Genomic DNA, 13,717 nt, shown 5'->3' with positions numbered 1-13,717 from the left:
GTATTTTCCCTAAAAAAGGCTCTAAATTGGGGTTCAGGGCACGAGAGTTTGCGTGTTCTTCGCTTCGTGCGAATCTTTACCATGTGTTTCTGTGGATAACTTTTGGGCTTACTTAGAAAGGTACCCATCTACGGGATTGGCTCCATCCTGTATATAGGCACCTAAAATAGATTGCAACTCAGGTACCTATCATGCAAATAATGAGCAAACGAGCAGCCAGGCAGAATCATGCCGGATACACAAGTAAACATGGACAACCTCTCAGGCGCGTTGCGTCGGGAGACAGTTAAGAAAAACGTCGCCGCGATTCACATCAGCGGGAAGTTGACGCTGTTGCAACGCAAGTTGTCGAACGTTTTGTTGTTGAATGCATATGACGCGCTGACGTCCGCCCCGACCCATACAATTGACGCCCGGACGTTGGCGATGATGGTTGGATATAACTCAAACGACTTTGACACGTTGCGAGCAAGCTTGCGCGCTCTGGCTGAAACGGTCGCTGAATGGGACATGTTGGATGAGCAGGGACGCCAGGAATGGGGTGTTTCATCTTTGTTGAGTTTTGCAAAGTTGAAGAATGGAATCTGTGAATACGCATATTCACCAGCATTGGCGCAGAAACTTTATGATCCGAAGATCTACGCGTTAATAAATGTCCAGATTCAGAGAAATTTTAGTTCAGGACACGGCTTAGCGCTTTATGAAAATTGCTATCGATTTGTCCGGACAGGATCGACGGGTTGGTGGGCGCTGGATGTCTTCAGAAAGCTCATGGGTGTCGACGGAAGCGACTATTATGGCAGCTTCAAGCACCTGAATGCCAAGATCATTAAACCAGCTGTCGCCGAAGTTAACAAAAGCTCTGATATTCTCATTGAACCTGAATTCCAAAAGAAAGGCCGCACAGTTACAGATATCCGGTTCCTGATAAAGGGTAACCCGCAGAAAGCGATGTTTGAGATTGATGATGAAGATGGCGTTCGCAATCTGACAATCTACAAGACGCTGCGCCAGCAAGGTGTGTCCGACAGGTTGGCGCGACAATGGATTTCTGAACATGGCGAAGACTATGTTCGGGAAAAGCTCGAATATGCCAAGGGCAGGGATGGAGTTAAATCGACTCTTGGTTTCCTGTCCGCTGCCTTGCGGGACAACTATCAAGCGCCAGAAAAGAAGACGTCGGCGGTGCCAGGCCCATCAGTGGGTGAAGCTGTAAAACGCAGGACTGCCGAACAAGAGCAGCAGGACAAGGAATACGAAGCAAGAACTGTAGAGCGGACCGAACGTGCGCGGCGATTGGCAATTGTTGAGGACCTGGTTTCGCGGCGAAACCCAACGCAACGCGATGCCGACAAGCGGCTCTTTCTATCGGGCCTTGATAATGATCTCGACCGTGAACATTTCAGAGCTCATGGGTGGCGATCAGGGTTGAACGCCACAAAGATATTTGAATTCTGGGAGGAGCTTGAACCTGAAGCTTTCACCTGAGCGTTGTTTCAGTAACGTGCATCCAGGCTATTGCTTTTTGAGCGCAGACTTTAAGGCGTCACCAAGTGCGCTGTGGTGCGCGTTTTCTCTAGATTTTGCGTATTGCGCCTGTTTCCCTTTTGGGCGGTATGGGCGTTTTTCTGAACCCTTGCCGTCCTGTTCTTGACGCGCCGAGGCTCCGCCATCCTTTCGCATGGTCAGAGCAATACGTTTGCGTTGCACGTCAACCTCGACCACCGTAACTTTGACCACGTGGCCCGTTTTCACAACTTCATGCGGGTCTTTGACAAACCTGTCCGCAAGCTGACTGACATGGACCAAACCGTCCTGATGCACGCCCACGTCGACGAAAGCGCCAAACGCGGCGACATTGGTGACTGTCCCTTCCAGCACCATTCCAGGTTTCAGATCGGTAATCTCTTCGACCCCATCAGTAAACGAAGCGGTCACGAAACTAGGGCGGGGATCACGACCTGGCTTTTCCAGCTCTGAGAAAATGTCTTGCACAGTCGGAAGGCCAAAATCTTCATTCACGAACTGTTCTACGCGCAGCCCTTTCAAGGCACCGTCATGACCCATGATTTGGCGAATATCACGACCACAGGCAGATACGATCCGTTTCGCAAGTTTGTACGCTTCTGGATGCACCGAGGACGCGTCCAAGGGTTCCACGCCATCCCGTATCCGCAAAAAACCTGCGCACTGCTCATAGGCGCGCGGCCCAAGACGCGCGACGCGCAGCAACTCCTTGCGGGATTGGAACGCGCCGTTGAGATCACGATGCATAACAATAGCCTCCGCAAGGCCGGGTCCAAGACCAGAAACGTGTGAGAGTAGGGGGGCAGAGGCCGTATTCAGATCCACACCCACAGCATTCACAACGTCTTCGATTACGGAAGCCAGCGACTGTGACAGGCGATGTTGATCAACGTCGTGCTGGTATTGACCGACGCCAATGGATTTTGGTTCGATTTTTACCAGTTCCGCCAGCGGATCCTGCAAGCGGCGGGCAATCGAAACAGCGCCACGCAGCGATACATCCAGGTCTGGAAATTCACGCGCGGCCAATTCTGATGCCGAATAGACCGAAGCTCCGGCTTCTGAAACGACAACCTTGGTTGGGGCTTTGACGCCCTTCGGCAGCAGTTTTAACGTGTCAGCAACCATCTTTTCGGTCTCGCGGCTCGCTGTACCGTTGCCGATAGAGATGAGGTCGATCTTATGGGTTGAGATCAAGCGCAGGATCGCCGCCCGCGATCCGCGCAAATCATTCTTGGGTTGGAATGGGTGCAAGGTTTCCGTCGCAACCACCTTGCCTGTTGCATCAACGACTGCGGCTTTGACGCCGGTTCGGATTCCAGGGTCCAACCCCAAGGTAGCCCGCGCGCCGGCAGGTGCGGAAAACAGTAAGTCTTTGAGATTGCGGGAAAAAACATGAATTGCTTCGTCTTGTGCACGGCTGCGTAAATCGGCCATCAGCTCGACCATCATCGCAAGGGACAGTTTTACCCGCCACGTCCAGCCGGCAACTTTCCGCAGCCATTTATCACCGGGTGCATCGCTGCGTGTCTGCAGATGAGCAGCCACCATAGCTTCGGCTCGCGCGGCGCCAGCCTCGGGCTCGGGGGCGATGTCCAGCGTCACGATCCCCTCTTTCGAAGCCCGTAACATTGCCAGGGCGCGGTGCGATGGGGTCTTGGCCCAAAGCTCCGAATGATCGAAGTAGTCGCTGAATTTGGCGCCTTCTTGCTGTTTACCCTCGATCACTTTCGAGGTCAGCAAGGCCTCGCGTTGCATGAAATTCCGTAATTCACCCAGAAGGGCGGCGTTTTCAGTCAACCGTTCAGTGATTATGTCCCGCGCGCCATTCAATGCGTCCTTTGTTGTGGGAACCGCATCACTAATGTAACCCTGTGCCAGCCTTTCGGGATCGGTGGAACGGTTCGATAGGATTGCATCGGCAAGCGGTTCCAGCCCGTTTTCGCGCGCAATCATCGCCTTGGTGCGGCGCTTGGGCTTGTAGGGCAGGTAGATGTCTTCCAGTTGGGCTTTGGTGTCTGCCTGCGCGATGGATTTCGCCAACTCGTCGGTCAACTTGTCCTGATCCTTGATTGAACTCAGGATGGTTGCGCGCCGCGCCTCTAGTTCGCGCAGATAGGTCAAACGGTCCGACAAAGTTCGAAGTTGCGTGTCATCCAACCCGCCAGTCACCTCTTTGCGGTAACGCGCCACGAATGGAACCGTGGCCCCTTCGTCCAGCAATTTTACCGCTGCACCGACCTGTTCGGCGCGGGCGTTGATTTCGGTGGCGATGGTGCGGGCGATGCGGTCCAAGGGGGCCTCCTGAATTCAATTGGGAGGAACTTCTTAGCCAGCCGCACCGCTAAGGGAAAGAGAAGATCGCGGGCCTTACACCTATTCGGCCAAAACCAGCAAATCTTCGTACAGGGTTTTCGCGATCTCAACGTGTCCACGGGCGGTGTTGCGTGCGCGAGCAGCAAAACGTCTTTGCGACGGCAGGCGCGCACCCTGATCGACGATGTCGGCAAACAAGCGTTCGGCGCGCTCATCATTTGCTGCGGCACGACCACCGCTGAACTGGGCGGGGTCAAAAGCCAGAATGATCTCGCCGTGATAGGGCGCGCCGCCTTGGCCCTCGGCAAACTCCATGCTTTCCAGGCTGGTCAGGTCGTCGATCAACGGACCGGCCAACAGCTCGATCATGATCGACAAGGCCGAGCCTTTGTAACTGCCGAAGGTGAGCATCGCCCCCTCCATCGCGGTCTGCGGATCAGTGGTCGGATTTCCATATTTGTCTATGGCGACGCCTTCGGGCAGGGGCTTACCCGCCCTGTGATAAAGCTCAATCTCACCACGGGCAAAGGCGCTGGTGGCAAAATCAAACGTGAATGGGTCTTTGCCCTGACGCGGCCAGCTGAAAGCCAGCGGGTTCGTACCCAAACTACCCCGAGTGCCCCCAGCCGGTGCGACCCAGCTGTGGCTGGGCACCATCGCCATCGCGGCCAGACCTTCTGAAGACAGACTTTCCACTTCGGGCCAAAGGGCCGAGAAGTGAAAACAGCGGTTGATTGCCATTGCAGCGATGCCGTGGGTGCGGGTCTTTTCGATCAGCACAGGCAATGCTTCGCGAAAAGCCAGCAAAGACATGCCTCCGCGCGCATCGACACGAACAATGGCATTATCCGAAGGCGCAAGAGCCGGGGCCACATGCCCGTCAATCTTGCCGGTCTTCATGGTGTCATTACACATGAACAGGCGGAACAACCCATGAGATTGGCAATCGTCGACCTGGCAGGTCGTCAATACATCGGCAATGGCGGCCGCGTGTTCCGGGCCAAACCCCGACTTGGTCAGGATGGACAGGCTGAGGTTTCGGATCTCGTCCAGTGTCAGTTTGACCGTGTCGCTCATGCCGCGCGTCTCCCTTGTCTGAGGTCAGACAAGGGATAGCGTGGCGGTACGTGTAAAGGGAACCCGCTTTATTGGATTGGTTCAGGTTTAACCCTGTGCTTCGGCTTGCAAATAGGCGATCACATTCACGATATCGGATTCCTTTTTCAGGCCGCGAAACTGCATCTTGTTGCCGGGAACTGTGCCTTTGGGATCCGCCAGAAAGGCGGTCAGGGTGTCGGTTGTCCAGACGATACCCGACCCCTTTAGAGGTTCCGAGAACTTAAATCCGTCAGCTTGACCCACCGTAGCGCCGATAATGCGGTGAAGCGATGGGCCCACCGTATGGCGGTTTTCGTCCAACTTGTGGCAAGCGCTGCATTTACGGAACACCTTCTTACCTGCTTTGACGTCACCTTCGATAGCAACCGCAGCAGTTACGGCGGTGGCGGCAGGTTCGGCTTGGGCTGTCTTTTCGTCCAGGTTGAATATCAGACGCGCTGTGATGGGTACGGTCCGGGTGATGCCGGGCAGGTCGGCCAATTCCATCAACTTTTCCACACCAGCATCGACGCCTGCATCTTCTGTACTGATGAACACCATGTCATTTGTTGAAACCAAGACGGATGTTTCAGACAGGCGCGCCACAAACATCTCGGCATCAAACGCTACTTCTGTGCCTGCCAACGAAAGCATCGCATCGACATCGACAATCGTGGTTTGGCCAACGCTCAGGGCCGTTACATCTGCCATGTCGAACTGCGCCGTCAGTGAAGCTGTACCCGCTTTTTGGAACACGTATTCGACCATACGTTCATTGCGAATGTCGATATTGGTTTCCACCGACAAAAGGTCAATTTCAATATCGGCTTTCCCGTCGGGTCCAACCTGACCGGAGAGGCCTGTGAAAGAGTTTACCTCGCCCACGGTGTCTTTTTTGATCGAACCATAGGCCAGATGCGAGCCTTCAGGGTCCAGCGTCCAAGTTTGCGCAAGAACCGGGGTTGCAACAATTGCCGACGCAATCGTGACTGCCTTCAACAGAAGTTTCATTTCTTTCCTCCTCGGGTTATGTCAGTCCTGACCCCGCGGGCCCGGTCCGTGAAAAGCAAACACACACAGGTCGCGATTTATTCGATGAGTCCCGATATTTCCTCCGAACAGGCCGTGCGCGGCGCAATCCAGACGCATTCCAAACGGGTCTGGCGGTTTGGTCTTGCACTTTCGGGGGCGTCGGATGTTGCCGATGATTTATTGCAATCGACGTGTCTGCGTGCGTTGGAGCGTCATCATCAGGTTACGTCGTATGATCGGCTGGACAGTTGGCTGATGACGATCTGCCGCTCGATCTGGCTGAATGAGGTGCGCGCACGCTCGGTGCGTAAGGCCCAGGCGCTGTCCGTAACGCCCGAGGCCGAATTGGTTGCGACCGGACCGGATTCAGAAACGAATATTTTCGCCGCTGAGGTGTTTACACAAGTAATGGAGTTGCCAGAAGCGCAGCGGGAGACAGTCATGCTTGTGTTTGTTGAAGGATACAGCTACCGCGAAGCCGCCGCGTTGCTGGAGGTGCCAATAGGCACTATCATGAGCCGGTTGTCCAACGCCCGGCAAAAACTGAAAAACGTGATGCAGCATGATGCGGCAGACACCGTTCGACGGAGTGGCAAATGAAGTTTTCCGACGAGACGCTGAGGGCGTATCTGGAAGGCAATGCGGATGCGGCCGAGGCCGCCGCAATCGAAGCGGCGATCGAAACCGATCTTGCACTGGAACAACGCCTGATGACACTGGACCCGCTGGCATCTGTGGTGCAATCAGTGTTTGACAACATCCCTGCGGATGAGCCGAAGATTGAATTGCCGCAGCCAATGCCGGTCGGTACGGCCGACACCTCAGGCGGTCTCTGGCGCTTGATGGCAGTTGCCGCGTCGGTTGCCGTCGTGGCCGTGTCCGCAACTTTCTGGGCGACACGGCCAGAGCCAATGGGTTGGGCCGAACAGGCAGCAATCTATCAGTCGCTTTATTCGCCGGACACGATTGAATCGTTGGACAGTTCTCCGGTTGCGCTGGATGCGCAATTTGCGCGGGCTGAGGCACAGTTGGGCCGATCGCTTAACCGGGACACACTTGAGACGCTGCCCGGGCTGGAATTGAAGCGCGCTCAGGTACTGTCCTTTAAGGGAAAACCTCTGATCCAGGTAGTTTTTGCGGATGATCAGGGCCAGCCGCTGGCCTTCTGTGTGATCCGCCAGGGGGAAGGTGCGCCGGCAAAGGATGTCAAACTTGCGGCGATAAGTGGTGTTGCCACTGCGACATGGGCGCAGGATGGATATGGCTATATGCTAATCGGCAGCAGCAAGCAGACCGATCTTGACCAGCAACTGAACATTCTGACCACAACATTCGCAGGTTGACCGGGGGGCAGGGCGGAATACGTCTTGTGAACCGCACGAAATGTCCGAAATATAGCGGGCATGACGATGAAACCTGTGATGCCGGACCCGGATGAGGACGACGACGCGATCGGTCCTCCCAGCATCTATGACATCGACCCGGCTGAGGAAGATGATCTTTGGTTCCTCCCTCCCGATGAAGGTATGGCACAGGGCGTATTTCTGCCCCCCGGTCCGGCAGTCGATCGCCGTCTTCTGTTTGACCCAAGGGATTGGCGCGCGGCGCAGGCCGAGCTGTCTTATGAACTGGCGGAACTGGCGGCCACGTTTGGGGCGTTGGACGAACGTTTGCGCGCAGGGCCGACAGGGTGGGGACACCGGTTGGCGCTGATGGATGTGTCTGATCTGGGCTGGTGGACAGGGGATAGGATCGGTGTCGACCGGCTTGCATTGTGGGTCGGATTACGGATTGGCGCAACCGGCGATGATGTCCAGGCGATGTTCCGGGCAGGCTGGGCCGTGCGCCGTCTGACAGCGGGGGCTGGCCCGGCAGAAGACGGCTGGGCCACTGGCCTGACCGCATTTCTTGATCGCATGTCACAGGGCATCGAAGACATGCCAGAGGCGATCGCCGATTTGGCTGAGATTATGCAGAACGCAGAAGGCTTGCATCCCGTCACGCAGGCCGCAATCGGGTTTCATGCCTGGCGCGCCCTGTCAGAAGGCGTTGGTCAGGACACTGAGGCAGCGATCATTGCAGCCCGACATGCTGCGTCGATGGGGCGGGGTGGGGCGATCTTCATGCCGTTGGCGCTGTCGGGTCCGGGGGCGTTGCGCGGGGTTGGTGAGCCGCAGGAGAAACTCTCAGCCTGGATCAGAGGGGCAGGGCAGTCGATTTTGGCGGCCTTGTTGCACCTGGATCGGGTCAGCGCCTGGGATCAGCGTGCCCGCGAGGCGACAAGTGACCTGAGCGGTCGCACGCCACCGCGCCTGATCGACGCGCTGACCGCATGGCCCATGGTGTCGGCGCCGCTTGCCGAGGACCTGACGCAGGCTTCGCGCGCTGCGGTGCAACGCAATATCGACCGTTTTATGGGGCGCGGCTTGATCCGAGAGGTAACGGGGCAGGGGCGTTACCGGGTCTGGACCGCGGCGCTGTAATCTTTGAACAGCCCGCGATATGTCCGGGCAGTAAGCGCGGCTTGGTCTTCGGTCTTTTCATGTGCTTCAGTTACTCAGACGAAGACCGAGAGAACCGTCGCAATTCCGCTGGGAAACAGGTTGCGCCGATGGTTCTTTGGGTACAATGGCAGCATCTACCTCAAGATGGTGTCGATGGATGCTGCATGTCTAATTCGGCGTGGATTTCTTAGAGATATAGCATCACTTAAACGGTAATTTCTGCCGTGTTTCTGAGTGTCTAGACCAAAGCATGTAGAGATCTTTATTTATGCTTCGCAGCCATGTAGAGAGCGCAAGCGCAGGCGCTTTGCGTATATTTGGCATCAGGGACATTAAGCTTGATATGAAGCAAACTCCGATACACGACGCAGCGACTAAATCCGGGCGTACCCCGATAAACGACACGTCGGAAGAAGACACGATCGACCTTGGAGTTTTAGCCGGCATTTTGTGGCGCGATAAGTGGATTATTGCCCTGTGCACCACAGCTGCAATTTTGTTTGGCGCGTATTACGCGTTTGTGGCCTCTGTTCCGCTATACCGGTCCACAGCCGTCGTCATATTGGAAACCGAACAGGCCAGCGTCGTTGATCTTCAAAGCGTGGTGGGCGGTCTTGCCGGAGATACGGTTGAGGTCAATTCAGAGCTCCAAGTTCTTCAGTCGCGCGGCCTGATGGCCAAGGTTGTAGACAAGCTGGACTTGGTATCGGACCCCGAGTTCAACGCCGCGCTTCAACCTGTATCCGCGCTAGACGGGGTCAAGCAGTTTATCAAATCCTTGCTTGGAGTTGGGAGCGACCGCGAACAGGTGCCCGAGGATATAGCCGAGCAGCAAATTCGGGACGGTGTGGTTTCGGCCATTCTGCAAAAGGTTTCGGTGAAAAACGTGCGGCAAAGCTTGGTCTTTACGGTCACGGTCGAGACCGAAGAGGCGCGCAAATCTGCGTTGATTGCCGACACTATTGTCGAGCTTTACATCCTGAACCAGATCGAAGTGAAGTTTGAAGCCACGGAACATGCTACTGCATGGCTGACCGTGCGCGTGGCCGAGTTGCAAGTTGAGTTAGAAACTGCCGAAGCGCAGTTCAATGATTTCAATGCAACAACAGCGTTGATCTCACCTGAAGCGCTTCAGTTACAGGAAGTTCAGCTTAAGGATTTGCGCGAACGTAGCATTTCGGCTGAAGCAACTCGCGCCTCGGCCCAGGCGCGATATGAAGCACTTGAAGCTGCTGATAGCCGCGCGGCCCAGGTCGAAGCCAGCCAGGACCCGCAGTTACAACGCATATTCTCGCAGATCAACGCATCCGACACGGGTGAGGTCGCGTTTGACACCGCCTTTGAGCGCCTGCTTGCGCGCTCTGAGCTTGAGGCGGGGCGCGCGACCCAACAAGTTCAGGCTTTGACGCAATCATCTCAGGAGTTGGGCGAGCGTATCGCGCTGCAGAATGCAGACTTGATCATGCTGCAACAACTGGGGCGCGAGGCAGAAGCGGTCCGGTTGTTGTACGAATATTTCCTGGCACGCCTGAAAGAGACAGCCGCGCAGGAAGGAATTCAGAAAGCGGATAGCAGGCAATTGTCACGCGCCGTAGTCCCCAGCGATCCATCGGAACCGCGAAAACCGGTGATCCTTGCTTTCTCAGCCATTATGGGCGTTTTGTTGGGTGCTGCTATTGTTGTGCTGAACGAAACAAGGCGCAAAGGTTATCGCACGGCGCACGAGATGGAGCGCAAAACCGGGTACAGTGTTTTGGGCCAAATCCCGGTTTTTCCCGTTCGCGGGCGCCGCAAGGTTCTGGAATATCTTGTCAACAAACCCTCTTCCGCTGCAGCCGAGGCAGTGCGTAACTTGCGCACTTCGCTGATGTTGTCCAATGTGGACCGCCCACCGCAGATTGTCGTGATGACATCTTCGTTGCCGGAAGAAGGCAAGACGACAAATTCTATGGCATTGGCGCAAAACTTTGTCGGAATCGGCAAGAAGGTGTTGCTGGTTGAAGGTGACATCCGCCGCCTGACGATGACGGCACAGTTGCAGGAAGCGCCGAAGAAGGGGATCGTTTCGGTTCTGGCTGGGGATGTAAAGGCGCAAGAGGCGATCTTTAATGACTCGCTATTGGGTTGCGATGTTTTGGCTGGCGAGAAGACTGCGGCGAATGCGGCGGATCTAATTGCTTCGGATCGATTCCGGCTCTTTTTGGAAGAGATGCGTGAGATATACGATATAATTTTGATCGACACGCCGCCGACGCTGTTGGTATCTGACGCTCGGCTGATTGCGCGCAATGCGGATGCAGTGTTGTTGACGGTCAAATGGAACGCCACCTCCGAGCAGGATGTCACCGAAGCTATGCGACTTTTCCACACTGACAACCAGCGCTTGACCGGTCTTGTTTTGGGCCAGATCAACGCTCGCAGCGCCAAGCACTACGGCTATTCATACGGCGGGTATGCCAACAAATATTACAGCAACTAACGGCCGATACCTAAGAAGAAACACAACATGGATTTGCCGGTAAACCCCTGAACGGGCTGGCTTGGGTTGTTTTTGAGGCCTTGGTGCCGACACTCATTAAACTCATGGTTCTAGCTATATTGGCCCAACACTGGTTCAGCTGCCCCACTTGTCTCTGAAGCATATTAATGCCGCAATGACTTTGGCTGTTCCTCTCACCGGGCTTTAATGGTCAACAGAACGCTGGAGCAGTTTCTGGAGATCTGGTCAGGCGAAGGCGACTGTATTGCCCAATTCAGAAGCGATACAATGAGCAATGAACCAATTTTAAGCACGGCCGACACATCACTTCAAATTCGTGCCCTCGACGTACGAAGACACGAACTGCCGTTCAGATGCCAGCAACTCTTCGAGGAAATTCAAATCGCTGTCGGTCGCAGCCAGCTTCGCCGTTTTGCCGCCACTAAAAAAAACCGATTTAAGGCCAGCACTTTTGAGCGCGTTTACAACCGAGTAAAGCCCAATGAACCGTAGTGCACGAGCACCATAACGCCCAATACGCGCGAGAACATAAGATCTGGGCGCCGTCGCCTCATTGACACGCCGCTCAGCCATATTTCCAGCGTCTTTGATCGGCAAACTTAGCCCATTCGAAAGTGTCTTTACATAACCGTCAGGATCTTCGGCAAGATCTGATTGTTGTAGAACGGTGACCCTGCTGAAATGCGCCTTCCAGATTGGAAGGTGCTTAGAATACCGACTTGCTTCGATGATCTCAGGAAACTTTTGCACGGCTTGATGCACGGGAAGCTTTGTGTAGCCACGGGCCATATGCTGGTAATGCGACCATGCCCGCTTTACCGGATCGCGCAGAGTCACAACAATCGGAATATCGCCTAATTCTTCGAAAATCTTCGGGGCGGCGGTGCCGGAGGCATGAAAGAGCGAAGGACCCACTTCGATGATTGCGACATTTTGGTCGGGGGCGAAATGCCTAAAGTGTCTTTCATACCATGCCAACCCACGGTGATGGTACCTGTCGTAGTAAAACGTCTCTTTGACGCCACTTGGAAGACAGATGTCCCTGCGACTTTCGAAATACTCGTGTATCCAGCTTGTGCCACATTTCATCGGACCCACCACAAGCGCAGTAGGTTTTGGGTTTTTAGGCGTGATCATTTTCAGGAACCCTTTGTCTGAAAAGAGTGGTAGGCGGATCAATCGCAAGACTAGTGATCGCTGCGTGCCGCAGTGCAAGACTTGAGACAACGATGGCCAGGAATGCGGCCATGGCAGCGCCGTTCGTCCCATAGAACGGAATGAGTGCCAAATTCAGCACGATGGTAGACGCCAATGCCAGTGCAAACGACATGAGAGTACGATTCTCGTTGCCAGTCATATTGAGCAGGGGGATGACGGCGCCGTTTAGCATAGCCAAAGTATTGCCGGCCGAAAGGATCAACAGGGGGATAAGTGCAGCAACGGCATCTGTTCCAAAGAGTAAGGCTAATATCTGTTCGCCAAAGGCCGCATAAATCAGCAGCCCTGGCACCGCCACGCAAAGCGACAATACGATGCTGGTACGCAGTAGGACGACTAACTCGTCCTGGTTTCGACCTTCGCGCAGCTGCGCCATACGCGGGGCCAGCACAACATTCACCGCCTGCGATCCAAAAGCCACCAGCATTGCACCTTGCAGGGCTATTCGATAGATGCCAACCGCCGTTTCCCCGACCAAGAGCCCAAGTAGGATCAGATCTGCCTGCCTTGTCGCTACTTGCACGCCGCCGATAGCAGTAAATGGTAGGGCAGATCGTAGCCACGCACGATGTTCAATCTTCGCGTTCCCAGTAGCAGCAAGCGCGGCAGGAACTTTGTGCCAAAATAGGTAATGATTAAGCGCAGCTGACAAAGACACTGCTGCAACCATTGCTAAGGTAGCATGGGTTGCCGTCATCGCTCCGGGTAGCAATACGTTGAGGATGAGTGAAATTATGATCAGAATGACCGGACGCAGCACCGTATCGGGAAAAAGCGCTGCCACTGGCTTTCCCAAGCCGCGCAAACCGCCGGACCAGTTTCCAATCAAGGAGAACCCGGGCAACAGCAGTGTTGAAATGGCAATTGAAAACGCGAGATCACTGGCCGGGAAGAACGTTATGGCGACGAACGCAACGATTCCACCGACCACGGCGCAATAGAACGCGCTGAAAAGGAGAACCCAACGTAAAACGCCATGCAGTTTTGCTGGATCGTTTGCGGCAGCCGCTCGGGAAACCTCGCGCACGACAAGCTCTGTTACGCCGTTTTTCGTCGGAATCGCAAGCCCGGTAGCCACGGCCAGACCGAAAGAGAAAAGACCAAACTGAGCAAGACCAAGAATCCGGGTCATGACAATAGTTACAAGGACACCCATCAGCGCCTGTGAGACCTTTAAGCCCCCAGTCCCAAGGCTTTTACTCAGAATACCACGGATCATATTTTTGCCTCTTGAGTGACAGTCTCAATACGTTGCCCTCCTGACGTTATTCCGGGCCGGCGATGCCGGTTCTAACGGAGTGTTCCAAAAGCCTCTATTATGAAGCGACAGGTTTGCAGGAATGCTTGCCCGCTGAGGTATTTCCGCCGCTCCGAAAAAAAAATGAACGAAGGGACGGCCACAATTTGATTGCCCACAGCGGGGCCAAGTCTAGTCGTGAATGTTGTGGAGATCCGCGTTTGGAGCCTCGGGGCAATGCTTCAATGATGTATCTCTGGCCGCCATATTCTGCGGAGCTACCTT

General features: G+C 55.0%; 10 protein-coding genes. 5 read left to right on the top strand and 5 right to left on the bottom strand.

Going from position 1 to position 13,717, the window contains the following annotated elements:
* Nucleotides 1-228: 228 nt before the first annotated feature.
* Nucleotides 229-1,488 (top strand): replication initiation protein, encoded by a 1,260-nt coding sequence (locus tag AC2FIO_RS17420; protein WP_282121591.1) that lies wholly within the window; start codon nucleotides 229-231, stop codon nucleotides 1,486-1,488.
* Nucleotides 1,489-1,515: 27 nt separating this feature from the next.
* Here AC2FIO_RS17420 and AC2FIO_RS17415 read toward each other — a convergent pair whose 3' ends face one another.
* The 3 genes from AC2FIO_RS17415 to AC2FIO_RS17405 form a co-directional block, all read right to left on the bottom strand.
* A complete protein-coding gene (locus AC2FIO_RS17415) occupies nucleotides 1,516-3,822 on the bottom strand; it encodes a Tex family protein (RefSeq protein ID WP_496699217.1) in 2,307 nt (768 codons plus the stop codon).
* Between the two features lie 81 nt (nucleotides 3,823-3,903).
* Nucleotides 3,904-4,920 (bottom strand): Ldh family oxidoreductase, encoded by a 1,017-nt coding sequence (locus AC2FIO_RS17410; protein ID WP_496699215.1) that lies wholly within the window; start codon nucleotides 4,918-4,920, stop codon nucleotides 3,904-3,906.
* A gap of 87 nt (nucleotides 4,921-5,007) precedes the next feature.
* A complete protein-coding gene (locus AC2FIO_RS17405; protein WP_496699213.1) occupies nucleotides 5,008-5,952 on the bottom strand; it encodes a c-type cytochrome in 945 nt (314 codons plus the stop codon).
* Nucleotides 5,953-5,970: 18 nt separating this feature from the next.
* On the opposite strand from AC2FIO_RS17405, the gene AC2FIO_RS17400 reads away from it, so the two are divergent.
* The 4 genes from AC2FIO_RS17400 to AC2FIO_RS17385 all read left to right on the top strand — a co-directional run bounded on the left by AC2FIO_RS17400 (nucleotide 5,971) and on the right by AC2FIO_RS17385 (nucleotide 10,956).
* Nucleotides 5,971-6,573 carry an RNA polymerase sigma factor gene (locus AC2FIO_RS17400; RefSeq protein ID WP_496699211.1) on the top strand — a complete coding sequence of 201 codons (603 nt, stop codon included), beginning with the start codon at nucleotides 5,971-5,973 and terminating at the stop codon, nucleotides 6,571-6,573.
* A complete protein-coding gene (locus AC2FIO_RS17395; RefSeq protein WP_496699209.1) occupies nucleotides 6,570-7,316 on the top strand; it encodes an anti-sigma factor in 747 nt (248 codons plus the stop codon). Before AC2FIO_RS17400 ends, AC2FIO_RS17395 begins: the two co-directional genes overlap by 4 nt.
* Nucleotides 7,317-7,376: 60 nt before the next feature.
* The gene (locus AC2FIO_RS17390) at nucleotides 7,377-8,456 is read left to right on the top strand and encodes a helix-turn-helix domain-containing protein (protein ID WP_496699207.1); all 1,080 of its coding nucleotides are present in this window, start codon (nucleotides 7,377-7,379) and stop codon (nucleotides 8,454-8,456) included.
* A 364-nt stretch (nucleotides 8,457-8,820) separates the two neighbouring features.
* The gene (locus AC2FIO_RS17385; RefSeq protein WP_496699205.1) at nucleotides 8,821-10,956 is read left to right on the top strand and encodes a GumC family protein; all 2,136 of its coding nucleotides are present in this window, start codon (nucleotides 8,821-8,823) and stop codon (nucleotides 10,954-10,956) included.
* A 324-nt stretch (nucleotides 10,957-11,280) separates the two neighbouring features.
* Here the strand turns inward: AC2FIO_RS17385 and AC2FIO_RS17380 are convergent, their stop codons facing one another.
* On the bottom strand, nucleotides 11,281-12,114 hold the full coding sequence (locus AC2FIO_RS17380; RefSeq protein WP_496699203.1) for a sulfotransferase domain-containing protein: 834 nt from the start codon (nucleotides 12,112-12,114) through the stop codon (nucleotides 11,281-11,283).
* Complete coding sequence (locus AC2FIO_RS17375; RefSeq protein WP_496699202.1) at nucleotides 12,101-13,414, bottom strand: oligosaccharide flippase family protein; 1,314 nt, start codon at nucleotides 13,412-13,414, stop codon at nucleotides 12,101-12,103. Before AC2FIO_RS17375 ends, AC2FIO_RS17380 begins: the two co-directional genes overlap by 14 nt.
* Nucleotides 13,415-13,717: the final 303 nt, after the last annotated feature.

The organism is Ruegeria sp. CDSB086 (genome assembly GCF_059611065.1).
The sequence above is the reverse complement of the archived record's forward strand: the minus strand, read 5'-3'. Positions and strand labels throughout refer to the sequence as shown.